The 22334-nt window shown below is 75.2% G+C and carries 13 protein-coding genes and 14 pseudogenes; 6 read left to right on the top strand and 21 right to left on the bottom strand.

Annotated features, from left to right (window positions below):
* Positions 1 to 458 (top strand): TCP-1/cpn60 chaperonin family protein (locus FF86_RS18480; protein WP_304438158.1); only part of this gene is annotated, 458 nt, incomplete at its 5' end.
* A 957-nt stretch (positions 459 to 1415) separates the two neighbouring features.
* Entirely contained in the window at positions 1416 to 1964 is a 549-nt protein-coding gene (locus tag FF86_RS18475) for a Uma2 family endonuclease (protein WP_082121987.1), read from the top strand.
* 82 nt (positions 1965 to 2046) lie between these two features.
* Here FF86_RS18475 and FF86_RS51825 read toward each other — a convergent pair.
* The 16 genes and pseudogenes from FF86_RS51825 to FF86_RS64200 all read right to left on the bottom strand — a co-directional run.
* Positions 2047 to 2850: pseudogene (locus FF86_RS51825) on the bottom strand (helicase-related protein); the annotation flags it as partial.
* 1 nt (position 2851) lies between these two features.
* Positions 2852 to 2907, bottom strand: a pseudogene (locus FF86_RS62715) (hypothetical protein); the annotation flags it as partial.
* Position 2908: 1 nt separating this feature from the next.
* Positions 2909 to 3186, bottom strand: a pseudogene (locus FF86_RS51820) (DEAD/DEAH box helicase family protein); the annotation flags it as partial.
* Between the two features lies 1 nt (position 3187).
* Positions 3188 to 3739, bottom strand: a pseudogene (locus FF86_RS51815) (helicase-associated domain-containing protein); the annotation flags it as partial.
* A gap of 1 nt (position 3740) precedes the next feature.
* The coding region (locus FF86_RS51810; RefSeq protein ID WP_242419024.1) for a hypothetical protein at positions 3741 to 3849 on the bottom strand (109 nt) is incomplete at its 3' end.
* Positions 3850 to 3992: 143 nt separating this feature from the next.
* Positions 3993 to 5747 (bottom strand): annotated as a pseudogene (locus FF86_RS18465) (helicase-associated domain-containing protein); the annotation flags it as partial.
* A gap of 1 nt (position 5748) precedes the next feature.
* Positions 5749 to 6435 (bottom strand): annotated as a pseudogene (locus tag FF86_RS66945) (hypothetical protein); the annotation flags it as partial.
* 161 nt (positions 6436 to 6596) lie between these two features.
* Positions 6597 to 7112 (bottom strand): hypothetical protein, encoded by a 516-nt coding sequence (locus FF86_RS18460; protein ID WP_044886092.1) that lies wholly within the window; start codon positions 7110 to 7112, stop codon positions 6597 to 6599.
* Between the two features lie 456 nt (positions 7113 to 7568).
* Entirely contained in the window at positions 7569 to 8264 is a 696-nt protein-coding gene (locus tag FF86_RS51800; protein WP_128423570.1) for a hypothetical protein, read from the bottom strand.
* Between the two features lie 1224 nt (positions 8265 to 9488).
* Positions 9489 to 9823 (bottom strand): annotated as a pseudogene (locus FF86_RS18450) (DUF3180 domain-containing protein); the annotation flags it as partial.
* Between the two features lies 1 nt (position 9824).
* Positions 9825 to 9926: pseudogene (locus FF86_RS51795) on the bottom strand (DUF3180 domain-containing protein); the annotation flags it as partial.
* Positions 9923 to 10245, bottom strand: a pseudogene (gene folK / locus FF86_RS51790) (2-amino-4-hydroxy-6-hydroxymethyldihydropteridine diphosphokinase); the annotation flags it as partial. The pseudogenes FF86_RS51795 and folK, both read right to left, overlap by 4 nt.
* Position 10246: 1 nt before the next feature.
* The coding region (locus tag FF86_RS51785) for a 2-amino-4-hydroxy-6-hydroxymethyldihydropteridine diphosphokinase (RefSeq protein ID WP_242419018.1) at positions 10247 to 10462 on the bottom strand (216 nt) is incomplete at its 3' end.
* Between the two features lie 4 nt (positions 10463 to 10466).
* Entirely contained in the window at positions 10467 to 10901 is a 435-nt protein-coding gene (folB, locus tag FF86_RS18440; protein ID WP_095212229.1) for a dihydroneopterin aldolase, read from the bottom strand.
* Positions 10898 to 11971, bottom strand: coding sequence for a dihydropteroate synthase (folP, locus tag FF86_RS18435; RefSeq protein WP_044886089.1), 1074 nt, complete (start codon positions 11969 to 11971; stop codon positions 10898 to 10900). Before folP ends, folB begins: the two co-directional genes overlap by 4 nt.
* A 73-nt stretch (positions 11972 to 12044) precedes the next feature.
* A partial coding sequence (locus tag FF86_RS64200) for a GNAT family N-acetyltransferase (RefSeq protein ID WP_313954356.1) occupies positions 12045 to 12492 on the bottom strand: 448 nt, incomplete at its 3' end.
* A 1724-nt stretch (positions 12493 to 14216) separates the two neighbouring features.
* On the opposite strand from FF86_RS64200, the gene FF86_RS51775 reads away from it, so the two are divergent.
* Together FF86_RS51775 and FF86_RS18420 are read left to right on the top strand one after the other, a co-directional pair.
* Positions 14217 to 15214: hypothetical protein (locus FF86_RS51775; RefSeq protein WP_242419016.1), on the top strand; the 998-nt coding region annotated here is incomplete at its 5' end.
* A gap of 102 nt (positions 15215 to 15316) precedes the next feature.
* The gene (locus tag FF86_RS18420; RefSeq protein WP_044886087.1) at positions 15317 to 16270 is read left to right on the top strand and encodes a phosphotransferase family protein; all 954 of its coding nucleotides are present in this window, start codon (positions 15317 to 15319) and stop codon (positions 16268 to 16270) included.
* A gap of 89 nt (positions 16271 to 16359) precedes the next feature.
* Here FF86_RS18420 and FF86_RS66940 read toward each other — a convergent pair.
* Positions 16360 to 16686, bottom strand: a pseudogene (locus FF86_RS66940) (phosphatase PAP2 family protein); the annotation flags it as partial.
* 1301 nt (positions 16687 to 17987) lie between these two features.
* On the opposite strand from FF86_RS66940, the pseudogene FF86_RS18415 reads away from it, so the two are divergent.
* A pseudogene (locus tag FF86_RS18415) lies at positions 17988 to 19741 on the top strand (AAA family ATPase); the annotation flags it as partial.
* A gap of 1 nt (position 19742) precedes the next feature.
* Positions 19743 to 20375 (top strand): MinD/ParA family protein (locus FF86_RS51770; protein ID WP_242419015.1); only part of this gene is annotated, 633 nt, incomplete at its 5' end.
* 16 nt (positions 20376 to 20391) lie between these two features.
* Here the strand turns inward: FF86_RS51770 and FF86_RS51765 are convergent.
* From FF86_RS51765 to FF86_RS51750, 4 genes and pseudogenes are all read right to left on the bottom strand, one after another.
* Positions 20392 to 20891, bottom strand: a pseudogene (locus tag FF86_RS51765) (geranylgeranyl reductase); the annotation flags it as partial.
* A gap of 1 nt (position 20892) precedes the next feature.
* A pseudogene (locus FF86_RS51760) lies at positions 20893 to 21113 on the bottom strand (geranylgeranyl reductase); the annotation flags it as partial.
* A 1-nt stretch (position 21114) separates the two neighbouring features.
* Positions 21115 to 21621 (bottom strand): FAD-dependent monooxygenase (locus FF86_RS51755; protein WP_242419014.1); only part of this gene is annotated, 507 nt, incomplete at its 3' end.
* An 84-nt stretch (positions 21622 to 21705) separates the two neighbouring features.
* Positions 21706 to 22333, bottom strand: a pseudogene (locus FF86_RS51750) (DUF5926 family protein); the annotation flags it as partial.
* Position 22334 lies beyond the last annotated feature (1 nt).

Here is a 22334-nt window from a genome sequence, read left to right as displayed (position 1 = left end):
AGAAGAAGCACCGCATCGAGGACGCGGTGTCGAACGCGAAGGCCGCGGTCGAGGAGGGCATCGTCGCCGGTGGTGGCGTCGCGCTGCTCCAGGCGTCGATCACCGCCTTCGAGAAGCTCGACCTGTCCGGCGACGAGGCCACCGGCGCGAACATCGTCCGGCTCGCGCTCGAGGCACCCATCAAGCAGATCGCCTTCAACAGCGGTCTCGAGGGCGGCGTCGTGGTCGACAAGGTCCGCAACCTCCCGACCGGCCACGGCCTCAACGCGGCCACCGGCGAGTACGTCGACCTGATCGCCACCGGCATCATCGACCCCGCCAAGGTCACCCGCTCCGCGCTGCAGAACGCCGCGTCGATCGCCGGCCTGTTCCTCACCACCGAGGCCGTCATCGCCGACAAGCCGGAGAAGAACCCGGCCCCGGCCGTCCCCGGCGGCGGCGGCGAGATGGACTTCTAGTCCAGCTCCCCCCGCACCACCCAGCGCACGCGCTGGTTAGCACCACCGTCACGACGAAGGCGGCTCCGGTACACGGGGCCGCCTTCGTCGTTACCCCCGCCGCCCGCCGCTACCCGCGCTGTTGCCCGCCGCCTTTCCCCGTTGCCCGCCGCCGCCCGCCGTTGCNCGCTGCCGATCGCGGTCGCGCCAGCCAGCCGCCGCCCATCCTCGCCGGCCCACAGCGCCCAGCCTTCCGTACCTTCGCGGACCGGACCGCCCCTCATCCGGGACCTCCTACGTCAGCTCGACGCGGTCGCCGTCCACGCCCACCATTGCGGTCGGTGCGGTCTGGGGCCGGAATATCGCGCGGACCGCACCGGCCTTCGCCCGATCCGACNCCGCGTCAACGCCGCGATACCCCTTTATTGGGGTGATTGATACCAGAGTCGTACGTCACATTTCAAAGCGCGCCCCGGACCTCACCATCCACGCTCGCGCGGCAAAGCCGACATCTCCGGCGTTTCGTCGGGCTTAGCTGCCCCAGGAAGATCGCCGAAGGCGATCTGACGGAAACCCCGAACGGCGCCCTGGGCCAGGGGTCCCCGTGAATCGCCGAAGGCGATTCACGGGGAAAGGCCCGCCTCCGCGGACGGGAGGTTCCGCGGAGGCGGGCTCATCGGCCTGGGAGCGACGCCACTCGGGACGGAGCGAACGCCGGGAGGTGCTCCCAAAGACGACCTTGCGCTAAGAAAGGTCGTCGGCCACCAGCAACGGCGATCAAGTTACCACCGGGTATTGGAGCCGACAAGAGTTTTATGTCACTTCTTTTCAACAATTCACGGCAGGGACGGTTAGAGGTCGACTATTTGCACGACACGGACAATTAACGCAGCCGGGCTTTCGACAGGACCGCCGCGGCGGGGCACCATAGGCAGCGTGGTCCAGGCACCCGCACAGTCCCGCTCCCACCGCCCGTCCGTGACCGTGCCCGCACCTCCGGTCACGGTCGAGGATCTGGATGCCGGCGGGTACGACGATGCCCGGCTGGAGCTGCTCGACGGGCTGTGTCTCCTGCGCCCGTGGCCGACGCCGCTGCGCGCCCGGGTGACCAGCCGGCTGACCCGGTTGCTGACGCAGGTAGCCACCTCCGGCGCCCACGTGCTCCCCGCCGGCGTCGGGGTGGAGCTGTCGGCACGGTCCCTGCTCGTGCCGGACGTCGTCGTCGCCCCGAGCGCCGAGGTGGTGGGCCGCCGGCTGCGGGAGACGCCCTACCTGGTCGTCGAGGTCGCGGATGCGAGCACCCGCCGCTACGACCGCACGCTGAAGCTCGACCTCTACCGGGAGCGCGGGGTTCCGGCGTGCTGGCTGATCGATCCGGATACGGCGACGCTGGAGGCGTTCGAGCTGGTCGGCGGCGTCTACGTGACCGCCAGCGCGACCGGCCCGCACGGTGAGTTCAACGCAACACGACCGTTCCCGGTGACCGTCCGGCCCGCCGAACTGATCGACCCGCCCGACGCCGAGTGAGCGGCGGCCCGGTGGGCCCGGGGCCCCCGCCAGCGCCGCCGCGGGGCATGCGCAGGCGGGCGCACGGGCAGGCCCCGGCTGGTTAGTCCCGCCCGCCGGCGCCGTCGGCGATGTCGTCCGGATCCGCCAGATCGTCCGGATCCGCGGCACTGTACGGATCCGCGACACTGTGCGGGTCCGCGGCACTGTGCGGATCCGCGACATCGTACTGATCCGCGAGGTCGCCGCGGTCCGCGACGTCACGCGGGTCAGGGATGTCGTCGGCGTCGACGATCGTGTACGCGTAGCCCTGCTCGGCAAGGAAGCGCTGACGGTGAGCCGCGTACTCCTGGTCGAGGGTGTCGCGGGCGACCACGGTGTAGAAGTGCGCCGCTCGGCCGTCCGCCTTGGGCCGCAGCACCCGGCCGAGGCGCTGCGCCTCCTCCTGCCGGGAGCCGAAGGTGCCTGAGACCTGCACCGCCACCCCGGCCTCCGGCAGGTCGATGGACACGTTCGCGACCTTGGAGACGACCAGCGTGGTGATCTCGCCCGTGCGGAACGCCTCGAACAGCCGTTCGCGCTCCCGGTTGCGGGTCGAGCCCTGGATGACGGGGGCGCCCAACAACTCGCCGAGCTCGTCGAGCTGATCCAGGTAGGCGCCGATCACCAACACCCGGTCGTCGGAGTGCCGGCGGACGAGACGCTCCACCACCGCCCGCTTGCTGTGGGCCGTGGCGCACATCCGGTAGCGCTCCTCCGGCTCGGCGACGGCGTAGGTCATCCGCTCGTCGTCGGTCAGGGTGACCCGCACCTCGGTGCACTGCGCCGGGGCGATCCAGCCCTGCGCCTCGATCTCGCGCCACGGCGCGTCGTACCGCTTCGGCCCGATGAGCGAGAAGACATCGCCNTCCCGGCCGTCCTCGCGGACCAGGGTCGCCGTGAGACCGAGCCGGCGGCGGGACTGNATGTCGGCGGTCATCCGGAAGACCGGCGCGGGCAACAGGTGTACCTCGTCGTACACGATCAGCCCCCAGTCCCGGGCGCCGAACAGGTCCAGGTGCAGGTACTCGCCCTTGCGGCGCGCCGTCATCACCTGGTAAGTCGCGATGGTGACCGGGCGGATCTCCTTGCGCTCGCCGGAGTACTCGCCGATCTCGTCCTCGGTCAGCGAGGTGCGACGCAGCAGCTCGTGCCGCCACTGCCGACCGGCGACCGTGTTCGTGACCAGGATCAGTGTGGTCGCNCCGGCCTGGGCCATCGCCGCGGCGCCCACGATGGTCTTGCCCGCGCCCGAGGGCAGCACGACGACCCCCGAGCCGCCCTCCCAGAAGCCCGCGACCGCGCCCTTCTGGTACTCGCGCAGCTCCCAGCCGTCCTGACGGAGCTCGATCGGGTGCTTCTCGCCGTCGACGTAGCCGGCCAGGTCCTCCGCGGGCCAGCCGAGCTTGAGCAGCGCCTGCTTGAGCCGGCCGCGCTCGGACGGGTGCACGGCGATCGTGTCGTCGTCGATGCGCGTGCCCAGCATCGGCGCGACCTTCTTCGCCCGCGCGACCTCGACGAGCACGGCCCGGTCGAGCGCCCGCAGCACCAGGCCGTGGACCGGATCGTTCTCCAGCCGCAGCCGGCCGTAGCGATCCATGGTGTCGGCGACGTCGACGAGCAGCGCGTGCGGGACCGCGTAGCGGGAGTGGCGGACGAGCGCGTCCACCACCTGCTCGGCATCGTGCCCGGCGGCGCGGGCGTTCCACAGGGCCAGCGGGGTCACCCGATAGGTGTGGACGTGCTCCGGGGACCGCNCCAGCTCGGCGAACGGAGCGATGGCCGCCCGGGCCGCGGGGGCGCCAGGATGGTCGACCTCCAGGAGCAAGGTCTTGTCCGACTGAACGATCAACGGGCCGTCCGCCACCCTCACCGTCCTCCCGGTCCGCCGTACGGCATAGGCCCACCACGGGCAGATCCCGGCGGGCACGCCGCCACGCTGGCGACGTACTTCGACGGTACAGGCGCCCACCGACAGGTTGGCGACCCCGTCCCGCCGCGGCCCACGGCTCAGGGCGGGTCGGCCGCGTCCGGCGCGGCCGTCGTCCAGTCGGCCGGCGCCGCGGCGCCACCGCCACCGAACACCTCGTCGATGTCGGCGACCCCGGTCACCCGGTGCAGGGCGAAGCGGCGCGGGCCGGCACTGAGTTCGTCCCAGGCGGTCAGCCAGCCGCCGTCCACCGCGGTCGGCCGCACGATCCGGTCACTGGGCGTGCCCTGCTGGTCGACATACCCGAGCAGGACCCGGCGCCGATCCCGGACGGCACCCTGCAACATCACCAGGATCAGCGGGGCGGACCGGGTGAGTCCGATCTCGGCGCCGGTGACGCCACCGGCCGCCCGCATGGCCTGCGCGCTGTCGTCGCCGCGGCGGACCAGCCGCAGCACGTCGCGCGCCTGCGCGAGCCGCCCGTCGGCGACGTCGACCGGCGCCTGGCGCGGCCTGGCCGGAGTCCGGTGGGCGGCCGGCCGGCTGAGCACCACCCTGCCGTCGGGGGCCTCCGCGACCGGCGCGTATCCCGCGGCCCGCAGGCCGGCCAGCAACTCGCCGGTCGGCAGCGACGAGATGACGATGGTCGGCGCGATCCGGCGCAGCCCCAGCGCCTGCGTGCGACGGCTCGCGACCACCTCGGCGAGCAGCGCGGTGTCGTCGCATCGCAGGTAGCTCGACGCCGGACCGGCGCGCAGCCGGCCATGCCGGCGGGCGGTGTCGTCGATCAGATAGGTCAGTCCCTGGGGAACGCCGGTGCGGCCCAGGCGATCGAGCGCGGCGTGGATGTCCTCAGCGACCAGCCCCGAGTCGAATCCCCGGCGCAGCGACTCCTCGGAGAAGCGGTAGACCGTCGCGGCCCCCGACGACTCGACGTCCGCCATCCGCGCGAGCTGCGCGGCCACCCGGGGAACCAGCGGGCCGGGGGCGACCGCGGTCAGGTCCGCCTGCAGCAGCAGCTCCTCGACCGGTTCGGGCAGCAGCGGGGTGAGGGCGTCGGCGAGCCGGGCACACAGCGCGGCGTCCCCGCCGGCCGGCCGGCTCGGCAGGCCAACGACCCGCGCCGGGTCGGCGCTCTCCTCGTCGAGCTGCGCGGCCAGCAGTCGCCCGACGGTGCTGGGTGCCCCCCGCCCGGTCAGGCCGAGCAGCTCCGCCTCGGCGACCGTGCCGTCGATCATCCCAGCCAGCAGCGTGCCGGCCCGCCGCGGCGCCCGCCAGGTCAGCAGGGCGCGCAGCGACTCACCGGTCGGCGCCACCCCGGCCGGCGCCGCCGCCAGCGCGCGCAGAACCTGGGCCCGCAGGTCCGGCACGGAGGAGCGGCGGACCTCCAGCGACATCGCGGCGATCTGGCGACCCCGCTCGTCCCGCTCGCCGACCAGCCAGGCGGCACTCGGTGACCGCAGCCAGCCCTCGACCAGCACCGCCCAGCGCGCCGCCACCAGGTCGGTGCCCCAGCGGTCGTAGGCAGCGGTGGGCACGTACTGGACGTCGACGCCGGCGGTGGCGTCGACGAGTCCGGCGGCCGCCGCGAGCTCCACGACAAAGGCGGCGGTCCGCTCGTCGGTGTCGAGCAGCTTCGCGGTCGCGCGCAGGTCGCGCACGCTCAGGCCGCCGGTACGCAGCGGCGTCACGGGCGTCGTGCCCCACGCGTCAAGCAGCATGGTGATCCAGCGCACGACGGTGTCCGCGGCGAGCGCGGCGGCGGCGTCGGCGGCCGAGGCACCGACAGCGGCGCCGGTCAGCTCGGGCGGATGCGGATGCAGCCGGCCGGCCGGNTCGTCACCGCGCACCGCGAGGCCGACCTCCCGTGGCAGCTCGACGGTGTCATCGTCGATCCCGACCAGCAGACCCCGGGCGAGCAGCTCCTCCACCGGGCTGCGGGCCGTGGCGACGGTGAGCAGCCGACCCGCCTCGGCGGTGGTGCCGAGCGCGGGCCCGGCCGCCAGCCGGCGAAGGAGCTGGTGGGCCCGCTCGGAACACCCGTCGAGCCAGCCGCGGACCCGAGCCGGATCGGCGAACAGGTCGGCGATGGCGTCGACGAGATCGGCTCGGACGGTGAACCCGCCCCCGGACTCCGTCGGATCCGTCGCGGCCGGGATCAGGCCGAGGGCGCCTGCGACCCTGGCGAGCTGGGTGTGCCGGTAGACCGACAGGCACTCCCGCACCGGCCGGCCGAGCCCGAGCGGCCGCGCTCCCACGAGGTCGACGGCCATGCCGACGACCCGTAGCGCACCGTCGTCGCCCCAGAGCAGACCCAGTTCACGCAGCCGGCGCACCACCCCGACGACCTCGGCGTGCCCGCAGAACGCGGTGAGCTCGGCGAGCGGCACCGGGGAGGGCAGGATGGTCAGCGCCTCCAGCACCTCGCACGCGTTGGTATCGAGGCGCTCCAGGGCACGCGCGACACTCACCCGGATCTCCAGCCGGGCGGCCAGGACGTCGAAGTCCGGCGGCGGTGGCGTCNCGAGATCGGGCCGCAGCAGAAACAGCCGGATGATCGCCTCATCGGGCAGCGCGCGCAGCCAGCCCACGAGCGTCGTGGACTCGTCTGGCGCGGGATCGGCCGGCATCGACACCATCATGACGGTAGCTGGCCCGGCGCCAGCCGGACACAGCGCCGCGACCTACCCCGAACGCGCCGCGTCACCCGTCCGAATCCCGGAGTCGCAACCCCGCCGGACGCCACCGTCACGGCGGACCGGCGGCGCCCCGGCGACCTGCAGGTCCGCGCGCCGCATGGCCGGGCCGCCACCGCCGGCCGTCCCGAGACCAAGCCGGGCCGTGCCGACCTGGTCCAGCACCCAGCCGCAGCAGGTGTCCCAGCGCAGCACGGCGATCGCCGGGTCGGTGCCGCCCGGTGTGCGCAGGACGGCGAACGCCCAGTCCGGCGCGCCGGTCGAGGTACGGATGCCGGTGATGCGAAGATCCGCCACTCTGGCGACCAGCGGGCTGTCGAGGACGGCTGCGGCGATCGCGGCGGCCTCGGCCTCGGTGGCCGGGCGACCGGGGCCGTCGGAGACGTCGGCCATGGTGGCGCCCGTCCCCGCGAGACCCGGCGCCGTCCAGTCCCGCTGCGGCACCCCGTGACCGGCGTCGCCAGCCAGCGGGACCGCAGGGGCTACTGCGAGTCTCGGACGCACGTGGCCTCCTTGGATGCCTTGGCAGGCCGGGGCACGCGTTCGGTCGAACATCGGCGACCAGGCTGCCCGGCGGTAGCGGGCGCTCACGAGACGAGGTCGACGGAATGCGACAGACCTACCAATACCGATTGGACACGCCGAGGACCGCCGGACGCAAGGGGATTCGGCAAACTGGGACGCATCAATTTCGGCCGGGTCCGCTTCCCGCGTCTCGAGAGGGGGAAGGCCACTCGCAATCCTAGATCGCCGGTTACGCGAACATTGATTTGATCACACGCAAGGGCGACCATAGAGTGACAATCTCGACAACATCAACAATAATGCCCCTCCATCTGACAAACCGGTAACTAAGTCACCGCCTGCGACGGCATTCCCACGCGGACCACCAAAGCGGCCACCGGGGCTACACCGGGGCCACCGGGGCCACCGGGGCCACCGGGGCCACCGGCCAGGCCGTCAGCGCAGCGCATCGACCCGATCGACGAGGAACGACAGGTGGTTTGCGCGACCCCAGTCCGCGAGCCTCGAGATCGTCCCGGCGTCCCCGGGCAACGCCAGCGTCCGACCGAGCGACACCCCGACGACGAGTGCCGCCAGCACGAGCGCGGCCTGGAGCAGGCCGGGCCGATCACCGCGCCGGCGCCGCCCGCCCGGTCGAGCGCCAGGCCCGCTGGCCGGACCGCCCGTCCGGGCACGGCCGCCGCCGCGTTCGCGTGACCCCTGACGGTCGTACGGGTCGTCACGGTCGTACGGGTCGTCACGGTCGTACGGGTCGTCACGGTCGTACGGGTCGTCACGGTCGTACGGGTCGTCACGGTCGTACGGGTCCGTTGGCGAGCGCGCCTCCTCGGGCGGACTGCCGAAGCGCGCGCGAGGCCGGTCAGCACGGCGCACAGCCGTGCCTGCGGCGGGCTCGCCGGCCTGCGGCGCGTGCCCGGCGAACCGGGCCCGCTCGCCATCCGGCGGACGGCGGCCCGGCCGGGGACGCTCGGCGCCCGCGGGCGGCCGCGCCCCCTCCCGGGCGGCCCCGCGCGGCTGCCAGCCCTCGCGGATGGCGGGCTGATAGCCGGTGAAACTGACCTCGTCCAGCGCCGAGCCGCCGTCCGGACTCCGTCCGCGGGGGCTGGCCGGCCCCGGTTCATCCACTGACACCGCCCGCTGTATGCCGGTGAAGCTGACCCGGTCGAGCAGGCTGGGCGCGGCAGGCCCGTCGCCGGTCGGGCCGGCAGCGGTAGGGCGCGGCTCGGGCTGACGGAGATCCCGGTGGCGAGGATCTCGGTGGCGAGGATCTCGGTGGCGAGGATCTCGGTGGCGAGGATCTGGATGGTGGGCGTCTGGCGCCCCGGGGACGGGAGCGACCACGGGTTGCCGACGCTGGTCGGGAAATCGACGGCCGCCCGGCGGATCGGCCGCGGGAAAGTCGCGACGGCCCGGCGGATCGGTGCCGCGAAATCCGCGCCAGCCCGGCGGGGCGTCATCCCGAAAGCCGGTCGGAGGCGGCGCGGGTTCGCGGCCGAACTCCGTATACGCCGCCCCTCGCCGAATTCCGGCGGGGTCGGATCGGTCGAACCGGTCGGACGGATCAGCCGGCGGATCACCGCCGGGGACGCGGTTGGCGGGATCGGGGCGCCACGGGCCCGGCGGAGGTGCGTCCGCGGGGTCGAACGGCACCACCTCGGCGCCGCCGGCCGTGGGATTGCCGAAGGCCACGGCTCGGAACGTCTGGCGAGTCCGGCCCTCCGGCGCTCCGGCGGGCGCTGGGCGGCCGGCCGGGGGCGCGTCGGCGGCCCGGGTCGGCAGCCCGCCGTCAGGGGGCCGGGCGGTCACCATGTCCGCCGCGTCGAACCCGGTCACGGCCGCGATGCGCTCGGCCCGGGGCTCGGGGCGCCTGGTGGGGCCGGTCGACAGGGTGCCGAACGCGACGATCCGGCCGCCCCCGGGCTGATCCAGCCCGGCTGGGTCTGCGTACGGAGCCGACGCCGGCCCTGGGGGCGGGGCGCGTCGGGCGGCGTCGGACGGGTGGCCCCGCGAACCATCGCGGCTCCGGCCCTCAACGACCACCGCCCGCACCTTCCCGCCTTCGCGTCGTGCCACCGCGACCTCGACCGACCGGCACAGAAGATCCGCCGCCAATCACCACAAGGTGGTCTTAACACGGACAACCCTGGCATCGATCGGGGTCACATGCGGCGATTCACCTCAGAGTAGCTCCGGCGCCGAGCCGCCCGGCGACCAGCTCGGCGGTCATGACCAGCCCCGATCCGCCACCGCGAGCACCGGGAGACGACCGGCTCGTTCGGGCGGGCACGGTCGCACCGCGGCGGTCGGAAGGACGGGAGTCGGGCCGGTGACGAGGCTGCGGGCCAACGGCGCGCCCTATGGCTTCTTGACCCGGCACACCCGTTCCAGGACCAGCCCGCCGACGAGAAGCACGACGGCGGCGGCCAGGCCGAGCCCCGCGCTGATCGCGTCGCCGCCCGCGGTCGGGAACTCGTCCGTCCGCGGCGCGGTGTACCCGAGCACGCCCGCCCAGGCTCCCGCGAGCGCGGCCCCCACGACCGAGCTGGCCTTCGCCAGCGCCGCCAGGCGGGCGACGGTGAGCGGCAGGATCGGCCGGGTGCCCGGCCGGCCCTCCAGCCGGCGCCGGGACTGGACGGCGACCTGAAGCTCGATGACCCCGATGACGACCACCGACAGCGACGCCGTGCGGGNCAGCGTGGGAATCGACCGGTACGCCCACCACAGCAGCAGATAGCCGAGGATCCCGAACACGACCGCGGCCAGGACGAGATCACGCGGCCGGGTGGGTCTCACGCCGACGCACCGCCCTCACCGGCCGGATCGGTGCCGCGCAGCCGGCCGGAGGTCCGCCGCAGGCCGACGAGCTCCCCGGCGCCCGCCATCCGGGCGACCAGGTCGGCGACCCGGCCGTGACCCGGCAGGATCGCCTCCGGGTCGACGTCCAGCCAGGGCACGCAGACGAAGGCCCGCAGGTGTGCCCGCGGGTGGGGGATGATGATCTCCGGGTCGTCGCTTCGCACCGCGCCGAGGGCGATGACGTCCACGTCGAGCGTGCGCGGCCCCCACCGCACGGTCCGCGTTCGCCGCGCCCGCTCCTCGACGGCGCGCACGGNGGCCAGCAGCTCCCGCGGCGGCGCCGGCGCCGTCAGCACGACCGCGTTGAGGTAATCGTCCTGCTCGGGACCGCCCACGGGATCGGTCTCGTACACCGCCGAGCACGCCGTCACGCCGAGGACCTCGTCGAGCTGGCGCACGGCGGCCCGCAGCAGCGCCCAGCGGTCACCCAGGTTGGAGCCAAGCGCCAGCACCGCATGGGCGACCTCGGTCATCCCGTCACCGGCCCTCGGGTGCGGGGCCGGCCGGGGGCGGCGGGTCCGCGGGCCGGGCTCGGGTCACGGTGACGGCGACGTCACCGAAGGGGATCGGGATCGGCGCGGCCGGCTTGTGCACGGTCACCTCGGCGCGCACAACCCGATCCGCGCGTAGGCAGGCGGCGACGAGACGCTGGGCCAGGGTCTCGATCAGATCCACCGGGGGGCCGCCGACGATCTCGGCGAGCGTCTCGGCGAGCTCGCCGTAGTGGACGGTGCGGGTGACATCGTCGTGGCGCGCCGCCTCGGTGACGTCCAGCCAGACGACGGCGTCGATGACGAACTCCTGGCCGAGTTCCCGCTCGGCCGGCAGCACCCCGTGGTGGCCGCGGACCCGCAGCCCGGTCAGGGTGATCCGGTCCAGCGGCACGTCGCCGGGCCCCGGACCGTCCGTCACCGGGCTGACCACGGCACCTCCCGCTCCCCCGCACAGCCGGGCGGGGCCGTGGGCCGGTCCCGGCGACCCGGCCCCGACTCGACGCTGCCGCCGCTCCTGCCCGTGCCCCTGGCCGGGCCGGCCCCGGTCCGCGGCGCCGCGCCCAGCCGCGGCCGGTGCCCTACCGAACCGCCGGCGGTGCCGGGCAGCACCACCGGCAGGCTCGCGGTGGGCGCCGCATCCCCGGCGCCGCCCTGCCGCCATGCCCGCACGACGCGCACCGCGTCGGCCGCCGGCCGCACCGCGTGCACGCGCACGGCCCACACCCCGGCGGCGGCCAGCAGCGCGGTGGTCGCCTGCGTGGCGTCGTCGCGCTCGTCGCTCGGGCGCGCGCCCGCGTCCCCGGCGGCCAGGACCGTACCGAGGAAGGACTTGCGCGACGTGCCCACGAGCAGCGGCCGACCGAGGGCGGCGAGCGCGTCGATGTTGTTCAGCAGCGCCCAGTTGTGCGCCGCCGTCTTGGCGAAGCCGATCCCGGGGTCGAGGATCACCCGCTCCGGCGCGACCCCGGCGGCGACGACCACCTCCAGCCGCGCGGCGAGCTCGGCGGTGACCTCCGAGACCACGTCGCCGTAGACGGCCCGGCTGGACATGTCGACGCTGGGACCACGGGCGTGCATGAGCACATAGTGGACGCCGCGGTCGGCCACCAGGGCGAGCAGGTCCGGGTCGCAGCCCCCGGAGACGTCGTTGACCAGCACCGCCCCCGCGTCGACGGCGGCGGCCGCCACCGAGACCCGGCTGGTGTCGACGCTGACCCGTACCCCGGCCGCGGCGAGCTCGGCGACGACCGGCAGCACCCGGCGCATCTCCTCCGAGGCGACCACCCGGGACGCGCCCGGGCGGGTCGACTCGCCGCCGACGTCGATGAGATCGGCGCCCTCGTCCACCATCCGCAGCCCGGCCCGCACCGCGTCCACCGGATCGAGGAACGTGCCACCGTCCGAGAACGAGTCGGGCGTGACGTTGACGACGCCCATCACCTTGGTAACGCCATCCGGCTCGAGGAGGTCGTCGACGGTCGCGCTCACGCGGCACCCGCCCCGGCCGGCCCGCCGTCCCGGGCGTCCGGCAGGTCCCGGACCGCCGACAGCGGCGCCCGGNGGTAGGAATACCGGTAGACCGGCCGGAAGCCGAGATCGGCGTACAGCCCCCTGGCCACGGTGCTGACCTCCTCAACCTGGAGATAGGCGTGCGTGGCGCCGCGCGCCCCGGCCCACTGCGCGAGCGCGGCGACGACGCGACGCGCCGCGCCGCGGCCGCGGGCCGCCGGCAACGTCGCCATGCTGTAGATGCCCAGCCAGCGGTCGTCGGCGACGCCACGGCCCACCGCCACCGGCGCACCGTCGACGGTCAGCGTCACATAGACGGTGGGCAGGCGCAGCGCCGAGAGCACGGCGAGGGTGCCGGCCCGCTGCGCGTCGAAGGTGGCGAGCACCTGCCCGGCGACCCGCAGCCATTCGTCCCCCGGCACGTCGGCGGTGGTCACTCCGACGGAGGTCGACGCCGGCGTCGCTACCGGCGCCAGCGCCCCGAGCGGCGCCACGCACATGTCGGTAGGCCCGGTGTCGTCGAAGCCGGCGGCGTCGAGCACAGCGCCGAGCTGCGCCGGCTGGGTGACGGGGGTCCGCTGAAACATGGGCGGCAGGCCGGCGGTGGCGTAGAAGTCGCAGACCGCGGCAAGCGCGGCCCGCACGTCGGGCACGCCGCCGTGGGCCCAGACCGAGTTCCCGCGGCGGGACGAGCCGGCGGAGGCCCGCAGGGTCCACCCGCCGATCTCGATCTGCCGCTGCGGCGGCCAGGCCCGGTGGGCCACGGCCTCGAGCTCGCGGGCCAGGGTCGCCTCGGCCGGCGGCAGGTCGGCCCGCGGGCCGATCAGCTGGTCCGGCGCACCGGGCGCCACGTGGTCACCGAGCACGGCGCACCCCGGTGGGCCGGGCAGATCCGCGCCCACGGCGCGACCTGCTGGAGTGGGAGTACTGCTGGGCCGCATCCGCCATCATGCCGAGGCTACCGACCCGACGGCGTCGATGGACGGCNACACCGGTCGGACGAGCGCCACCCGTGTACCCCACCCAGCAGCGGCAACCATGACCGAATGTCATAATTTCGAGACTATTGCCGCATCGTTCCCATTCTGGAGCAGACCGACGGTCGGTTGCCGCCGACGGCCGATCCGGCACCATCGCGCAAGGCCGGCGGATTCCGACGGCAACTGCACAATCCTTCACCGTTCGGTCCGGTCAGGACGTGATTTCCTTCTCCCGCGGCCGCCGGAACCAGTGTCGGCGCAGCCCCACCAGGCGATCGAGAGCAGCCGGCCACAACAAGATCAGTTGTGGAAACCTCGGAGAAACACCACGTAGAGCCACAATGGCCGGCACATTGCGGCTGCTTCATCGTTACCCTCCGGCGCAGCGGTCCTTCTACTATCGATAACGAGGAACCGGTAGAACCCGGGTCAACACGACCGGAGTGATTGGCCGGTGGCAGCGTCGCCGCCGCGCGATCGCCGGAACAGCCGGCCATCGACCGCCGAACCAGACCGGACCGCCGCCGGAGCAGCCGGCGGTCACGGAACCCACCAGGTCGCGTGGTCTCACTGTGCGCTTCCGATGGGTTGCCCCTCGCAGCGGACCTCGCCCCTCGCTACCTTGTCGACACGGTCGCTGACCGTGACGTTTTCGGAAGGAAGGACGCGCGGCATGCCGCAGTCGAGCGGATCTTCACCGGGCCGTGGAGCCGACCACGGATCCTCGGGTCCGACCGGTCGCTCCGGCCCTCCCCCGGTCCGGCGAGCGACGAGCGAGTCGATCAGCATCCCGCNGGCCCGCACCCCGCCGGACGATCACCCTGAGGACTATTCGCCGGAGCCGCCCGCGCAGCCGCCGGTCGACCGGTGCGACCTCGGCCCCATCAGCGCGCCGTCCGCCCAGCGGCTCTGGGCCGCGGACGACCTCGCGGACCTGGCCCGTTCCTCGACTCTGTTCGGCCAGGATCCCCTCGGTCCCGGGAGCCCGATCGGGTCCGGGTGGTCACCGGGCGGCCCGCACCCGTCGTGCGCGGCACCCTCGACGCACCCCGCCGCCCTCTCGTTGACGATGTTCGGCGGCCCGCCCGCGTTCGCGCCGCCCGCGTTCGCGCCGACCGCGGCCGGCCCCGCGCCCGCCGATGCCGTGCTCCCGGCCGCGCGGCCCGCGACCCCGGGCGTCTCCGACCGGCGGCAGTTCCACCGGTACGCCGGAGCGGCGATGATGACCGCGATCCTCGCCGAGNGCCAGATCATGGAGGTCTCCGACGTCCTCGCGGCCAGCCCGATCCAGCTCGCGCTGGAGCGGGCCGACGACATGCTCGCCGACCTCCTCGACGCCCACGAGGCGACCCCACCGGCGCACATCTTCGCCCAGACCGCCCGCCTGCGCCGGGGGCTGGAGCGGCTCGGCCGCCGCTCGATGCCGGCCGGCGACGCCCGTCGCCGCGACCTGCTCACCGGTCGGGTCGCGGTCCTCGGCGCCGACGCGGCCTTCAAACTCGGCGACATCGAGACCGCCCGGTCGCTGACCGCCCTCGGCTTCCAGGCCGGAGGGCTCGCCGGGGAGGGGGCACTGCGCGGCTCCGCCCGGGAGGTCGCCGCGGTCAACGAGTTCTACGCCGGCCGTCCCGACGAGGCCCTCCGCCTCGCCCGCGACGGGCTGACCCACGTCGGCGACGGACCCGTGCGCGCCCGGCTCACCTGCCAGGTGGCCCGTGCTCTGGCCGCCCTCGGCGACGTGCGCGGCGCCGCCCAGGCGTTGGACCAGGCCTACGACCTGGCGGATCTGATCCCCCCGGACCAGTGGGGCCGACCGGGTCCGAGCTTCGAGAACTTCAACCCGGTCGAGGTGTCCTACAACGCCACCACCGCGCTGTGCCTGCTCGGCCGGCCGCAGGCTGCACAGGAGCACGCCGAGCTCGCCCTGCCGAAGCTCGACGCGATGAACGCCCCCGGCTTCCGTTCGGTGATCCGGCTGGACCTCGCCCTCGCCCTCGCCCGCCAGGGCCGCCTGGAGCTCGAACGGGTCTGCGACCTGGCCACCGAGGCCATCCAGATCTCCTGGGGACGCACGGTCGCCTCCGTTTCCGGCCGCGCCGACCAGCTCCTGTCCGCGACCCGTCCGCACAGCGAGGTGCGTGAGGTCCGGGAGCTCGCCCTGCTCGTCCGGGAATGGCAGCGCTCCGCCGCCGGCCAGCGTCCCGGACCGGGTGCGGTCACCGCGCCGGGCCTGACCGTCTGACCCGACCGACCCGCCGACGACGGGGCCCGCGTGCCGATCCCGCGGCCCGCGCCCCGACCCGGCGCCCCGACCCGGTGTCCCTCGATCGGGAGGACCGCGGCGATGGCCGACGACAGTCCCACTCGGCACGATCTCCCCGCAGCGCCGCGTCGGGGCCGTTTCACGGCGGCGGCCACCCGCCGCGCGGTGGCCGAGCTCGCCGCCCGCGCCGGGCTCGACGACGCCGACGCCGTCCTGGTCAAACGCACGGTGAACGCCGTGTACCGATTACCCCGCGCGGGGGCGATCATGCGCATCACCGGTTCCGCCGCGATGACGCACCGGGTGGCGAAGGTCGTCCGGGTCGCCGGCTGGCTGGCCGATCGGCGCGCCCCCGCCGTTCGCCTCCTGCCCGGCGTGCCCGCCCCGGTCGAGGCCGGCGGCTTCGTCGCGACCGTCTGGGTCGACGCGACGCCCGCCGGCGCGCCGCCCGCCGGCCCGGCCCCGCGCACCGGGGACCTCGCCGCCTTGCTGCGCGCCCTGCACGCCCTCGACCCGCCCAGTCCTCCGCTGCCCCGCTGGGACCCCCTCGACGACGTCCGGCGGCGATTATCGGACGCGGAGACGTTGGCCGGCGCCGACCGCCGGTTCCTGGAACGGCTGACCGAACGCGTCGCCGCGGCGCTCGACACCGTCCGCTACGCGCTGCCGACCGTCGTCGTTCACGGCGACGCCCACCTGGGCAACCTGATCCGGGCGGCGGACGGTCGGGTGCTGATGTGCGACTTCGACGCCACGAGCGTCGGCCCGGCCGAATGGGACCTCGTGCCGGTCGCGGTCGGGCGGACCCGCTTCGGCCACGACCCCCAGGCCCACCGCGACCTGGCCCACGGATACGGCTTCGATGTCACGTCCTGGGAGGGATTCGCCGTCCTGCGAGCCGTGCGCGAGCTGAAGCTGGTCACCAGCGTCCTGCCCGTGTTGGCCAGCAGCGCGACCGTCGCGGCCCAGTTCCGGATCCGGCTCGACAGCCTGCGGCACCGGGACCACGACGCCCGCTGGTCGCCGTACCGATGATCCTGCTCCCCCCGAGCCGGGCCGGCCGGCCCCGCGCGCCCGGCGGCGACATCACCCGGCTGCCACGGACGCAGCAGGGCCGCCATCCCGAGCGCCCACGCGACACCGAGCAGGTAGCCGCCGAGGACGTCGGACACGAAGTGCACCCCCAGCCCGAGCCGGGAGAAGCCGGTCAGCGCGACGATCACCCCCGACCCGACCCACCAGGGCCATCGCGCCCGGCGACCGGTGACGGCCCGGACGGCGACGAGGCAGACGACGGCGGCGACCATCGCGCCCAGCGCATGCCCGGAGGGGAAGCTGAGCCCGGCGGCGTGCGCCACCGGATTGGTGAACGACGGCCGGGCCCGCCCGATCAGGTCCTTGAACCCCGTCGCCAGCAGGCCCCCGGCGCCGACCGTGACCAGGGCGAACACCNCCAGTCGGCGGGTACCCGCCGGATCGGCTCGACCTACACCACCGCGGCGGGAACGCCACCACAGCGCGCCGGCGCCGACGGCCGCGAGAACCCGGAACACCGTCGGGTGGAACACCTCGCTCACCCAGCGCAGCGCGGTCACCAGCCAACCCGTGGTGGCCGCCAGCCGGCCGAGCGCCTCCGCGACGTCGGCATCGTTCTCCACCACCGGCGACCAGCCGGCGTCGACCATGATCGCGAGTACCACAAACGCCANGGCGGCGGCCTGCGCGCCCCGGCGAATTCCGCGGGTTCCCGATNGCATCGTCGTGTCCCTGCCCAGCTTCGTCCGGCTTATCCCGTGCAGCGCCCGGCTCTCGAACCGCGCGAGCTGGGCGTTCCTCAAGCAACACGGGCGAGTCCCGGCGTTTGGGACGCACCGGCCTGTGCGGTCCGTGCCATCGCATGTCATTCTGGTCCAACCCGCCGGACCCGTCCGGCCGGCCGCGTCCTGCAACGGACGGTCGGCTCCGCTCGCCGCGAGCCGGCGTACCGTCCCCCCGCACGGGCGTCAGACAGCCCCGGCCACCTGGCTCGGCTCGCCCGATCGGAGGGGAGACCCTTGGACATCGCGGAGGGAAAGCCCGGATCGGAAGATCCAGCCCAGGGCCTCGCCGCCCCGGAAGTCCGCCCGTGAACGGCGACGGACGGGAGATCAGCGCCATCCAGGTCGGCGGTGTGACCGACGCCGAGCGGGCCGGCGGGGATGCCGGGCGGCGCAACGGCGACGCCAGGCCGGTCGCCGGCGACACCGGCTGGGCCCTCGGCGACACCGGCTGGGCCGCCGACGACACCGGCTGGGCCGCCGACGAAGCTCGGCGCGCGCAGTCGCCCGGCCGTGGCTCGACCCGCGGGCCGGCCGGCGGAAGCGCGCTGCCGGGACCCGGGCATCCGTCCTGGCCGCAGGGCCGGCTGCCGGCGGCCCTGCCGGCGACCCCGCCCCCCGGCGAGGGAGCGGTCAGCGCCGCCGCGGGCGGTTCCGAGTGGTCCGCTCCGGCGGGGCGACCTCGTTCCGATTGGCCCGCGGCGGGCTCCGATTGGCCCGCGGCGGGCATCGCCGGCCCCGGTCCCACCGCGGGCCAGGGCTGGTCGGTGGACGCTGCCCCGCGCGGCGGCAACGCGAGCGCTCGGCCCGCCGAACAGGCCGGTCACGCGGCGCCGCCGGCCGTCTCCGACACCTGGCCGTCGATCCNCCAGGCCGAGCCCGGCCCGGCCCCCGCTCCGGTCCCCCAGCCCGATTGGACCAGCGGCAACGGCCGGATGCTGCCGGTCGAGACGCGCACGTTCGACCCGCTGCTCGACCAGTTCCCACTGACCCCGGGCAGGGCGTTCGGTCAGTCGTACCCGCCGGCCCCGCCGGCCGAGACCCGCGCCTGGCGGGCGGACCCGCCCCCGCCCGGCCCCCAGGCACAGCCGCCCGACGCGCCGCTCCCACCGGCCCCGGCGCCCCCGCCCACGGCGGCCCCGCCCACGGCGCGCTACGCCACGCCGGTGATCCGCGGCGACCAGCGATTGGGCGGTCCCGCCGGGTCGGCGGACTTCCCTCCGCCCGGCGCCGCCCCCGGCGCGGCCCGCGGCGAGCGCTTCGACGAGTACCGCCCCTCGACCGAGTATCCGGCCCCGCCGCCCGGCAGCGCGGCGACCGAGGCGATCGCCCTCGGCGGCCCGCTCACCGGACCGGCGCCGCTTCCCGCCCCGCCCGAGCGCGTCCCGTCCTGGCTTCGCGATCCCACCGTCCCACCGTCCCGCCACCAGCCGGCTCCGGTGGACCCCGAGGCCTCGGCGGGACGGGACGGCCGCGGTCCCGGGCCCGACCCCCGACGCCGATTTGCCGCGCCCGAGGCACCGCATCCGGGCGAGACGCGCCAGCACCGGCCGCCCGCCCAGCCGCCCCACCCGGGCCGGGCCTACCAGAGCCGGCCGGCCGACGCGCCCGACCGCGACGCGCCCCGTCCCGCGCCGCGCGCGGACAGTCACCACCGCGTCATCCGGCAGGAGGCGCTCGGCCGCGGCGGCGCTCTCCCCGGACCGCCGCCCGTCGACGGTGCGCCCTACGGTGCCGGACGGGCGTCACTCGGACCGCCGCCGGGACCGGCCCCGTATCCCGACGACGGTTCCTCCGGCCGGTCCCGCCGCCCGACGGATGCCGACCGGCAGCGCGCCCAGCGAGGCGCCGGGTCCGGACGCCACCGCGGCGCCCGGACCGACCACGAGCCCAGGACCGACCACGAGCCCAGGACCGACCAGGAGCCCCGGACCGACCACGAGCCCAGGATCAACCAGGAGCCCCGGACCGATCGGGAGCCCCGGACCCGGCCGGGCCAGGAATCCCGGCCGGACCGCGGCCCCCGGCGCGATCGCCGCCGCCCCTCCCAGGACGTCGGACCCGACCGGGATGCGGAGATCCGTCCGGACCTCGCGCACCGCCAGGACCCCGCCGCCCGCCAGGACAGCGGCCCGTGGTCGAGCCGAGGGGCGCGAGCCGGCCGAGGATCGCGCGCGGACTACGACCCCTACCCGGACGACGGTCCATCGGTCTCCGCAGATCCGTACGTCCCGTATCCGGACGGCGACGCCCATCTCGACCAGACCCGGCGGCACCGGACGGACGGGTCCGGCCCGTCTCCGTCCGGGGAACGCCCGCCCGCCGGGACGGGGCCGGGCGAGACACGCCGGCCGGCCGCCGCGGAGTCGGAGCCACGCGACGCGGGTGGCCGCGCCGGGTTGCTGACCAGCGCCCTGCTGCCCCCGCCGCCGCAGACGGCCTCCCGCGGCTGGCGCAAGCTCGTCTACCAGGTGTCGGCCGGCGCGGTGAATCCCGGACCGTCGCCCGACGAGGTCCGCGACCGCCGGCAGATCGCCCGCATCCGCACCCCGCTGCTGGACTGCCATCGGATCGCGGTGCTGTCCCTCAAGGGGGGAGTCGGCAAGACCACGACCACGGTGGCGGTCGGTTCGACCCTGGCCAGCCTGCGCGGTGACCGCGTAGTGGCGATCGACGCCAACCCCGACCGNGGCACGCTCGGCTCGAAGGTGCCGCGTACCTCCGCACACACCGTGCGGGAGCTGCTGGAGGACGCCCCACGCCTGCACCGGTACGTGGACGTCCGCAAGTACCTGTCCCAGGCCGACTCGCGGCTGGAGGTGCTGGCCTCGGCCAACGATCCGGAGCTGTCCGACACCTTCGGCGCCGACGACTACCGGGCCGTGGATGATCTGCTCCAGCGGCACTACTCGATCCTGCTCACGGACTGCGGAACAGGCATCCTGCACAGCGCCATGCATGGGGTGCTGGAGCTCGCCGACACGCTGGTGATCGTGAGCAGCGCGACCGCGGACGGCGGCTCCAGCGCGAGCGCCACGCTGGACTGGCTGGACGCGCACGGGTATTCGGAGCACGTCCGCGAGGCGGTCGCGGTGATCTCGATGTTTCCGGCGCAGGGCGAACGCGTCGACGTGGACACCCTCGCCCGTCACTTCGAGGCGCGGACCCGCCGGGTGGTGCGGGTCCCCTTCGACCCGCACCTGGCCGACGGCGGACGGATCGTGCTGTCGGACCTGAAGCGGGAGACCCGGACGGCCTACCGGGAGATCGCGGGCGCCGTGGCCGAACGCTTCGGCGAGGAGCGCGGCAGCCGCCCCCGCTGAGCCGGCGGCGGCCGGCTCAGCGGCCCAGCGCCGCCACCGCCGTCCGAACGCCGGGGCGCCGCAACTGGCGGGCGACCGTCGTGCGGCCCTCGATGAGCCGGGTGAACAGTCCGAAGGTGCCCGGGCCCGCCATGAGCGCGTGCATCACCCCCGGCCGCCGGGTGAACGCGCCGAGCACCTCGCGGCCCGCCGCCATCTCCGGACCCAGAACCGCCTCGACGCGGGCCGGGTAGGCGTCCAGGGCGGCCGAGCCGGCGGGCCCGGTGGCGCCAGGGGCGCCGACCGCCCCCGCCGCCGCCTCCCCGGCGAGCCGGCCCGAGCGCAGCGCGAACGAGATGCCCTCCCGGGTCCACGGGTCGAGCAGGCCGGCGGCGTCTCCGGCGACGAGGACCCGGCCGCGGCGCAGCGGGGAGTCGACGGCCCGGACCCGGGTGAGATGCCCGGAATCGTGCTGGCGCGGGGCGCCCGCGAGCCCGAGCCGCTCGACGAACCGCTCGTAGTAGTCGCGCAGGGCGGNGCCCCTGGCCCGGTCGCCGATCACCCCCACCGTCAGCACCCGTCCCTTGGGGAACAGCCAGCCGTAGGAGCCGGGCACCGGACCCCAGTCGAGCAGCATTCGACCGGCCCACCGCTCGGCGAGCGCGGCGTCCACGACGAACTCACCCTCCAGGCCGACGTCGATCTGATCGCACCGGACTCCGACGTGGGTGCCGCAGCGCCCCGAGGCGCCATCCGCCCNGATGACGACCCGGGCCCGCAGGTCGGCGCCGCCGCGCACCCGGACGCTCACCCAGCCATCGTCGACCACGGGCACCGCGGCGCCCGCCAGCCAGGCGACCGGCTCGGCCTCCTCGCGCAGGCCCAGCACCTGCACGCCGGTCCGCACTATCGCGCCCGCCGCCTCGGCCGCGGCCAGCAGCGCGGCGTCCAGGTCGGTCCGCATCACCATGGACAGCCAGGGCCGCGCGTTCCGCTGGCCGCGGCTGACCGTGTACCGACCGTCCAGGGTCATCGTCAGCGAGCTGACCGTGGCACGGACCAGGCCGGCCAGGTCGATGCCGACGTGATCGGTCGACAGGCCGACCAGTCCGCCGCCGCAGGTCTTGTACCGCGGCATCGAGGACCGTTCGAGGACGCAGACGCGGGCCCCGGCGGCCGCCGCCGCCCGCGCCGCGCTGCCCCCGGCGGGGCCCGCCCCGACGACGATGACGTCGAACGTGTCGTCCGGCCTTTCGCTCGTGCCCACCGCAATCCCCTCCTGTCGGACCACCGACCGCGTCAGCGCAGGGTGAGGCTGCGGCCGACGAGACCGGCCCGGACCCGGCGCTCNTGCGCGGTGAGCGGGGTCGGGTCCGCGAGCGCCTCCCGGTAGGCGAGCCCCAGCGCGGCAGCCGGCTCCTCGCAACGCTCGGCCGCGGTGTCCGCGGCGAGATCCCAGACCGGGATGACGAGGCCGTCAGCCCGGAAGAAGCCGACGAACCGGGTTCCCGGACCGACGGTGAGCCGCTCGGCCGCGGCCAGCCGGGCCAGGGCGTCGAGCAACGCCTCCTCCGAACGGGCGGCGTCGCCGACGTCGGCTGAGTCCGTGGCAGCCCGATCCGCCGCGGTCGGATCCGTGGCAGCCGGATCCGTGGCGGCTCCGGCCGGCGCGGCCAGGGGCAGCGCCCAGCGCAGATGCCACCGGTCGCTTGGGTGGCACCAGTAGGCGGCGGACACGGCGGACAGCCGCACCGTGGGCACCACGGTGGCGTTGGCGCGCTCCAGCATCGCCGCCACCTCCTGATTGGGCCCGCTGTCGTCGTCCGACGGCGGCAGCCACCACCCGAAGCCGGGGTGGACGGTGATCTCCAGGGGGGCGGGGTCGAGCAGGTCGGTGAGCCGGGGCAGCCCGGCCAGCCCGTCCGGCCGCTGCTCGACCAGGCGCGGCGACGAGGCCGCCGGTGCGTCCACCACGTTGCN

It is taken from the genome of Frankia sp. CpI1-P (assembly GCF_001421075.1).
Taxonomy (GTDB): domain Bacteria; phylum Actinomycetota; class Actinomycetes; order Frankiales; family Frankiaceae; genus Frankia; species Frankia torreyi.
The sequence above is the reverse complement of the archived record's forward strand: the minus strand, read 5'-3'. Positions and strand labels throughout refer to the sequence as shown.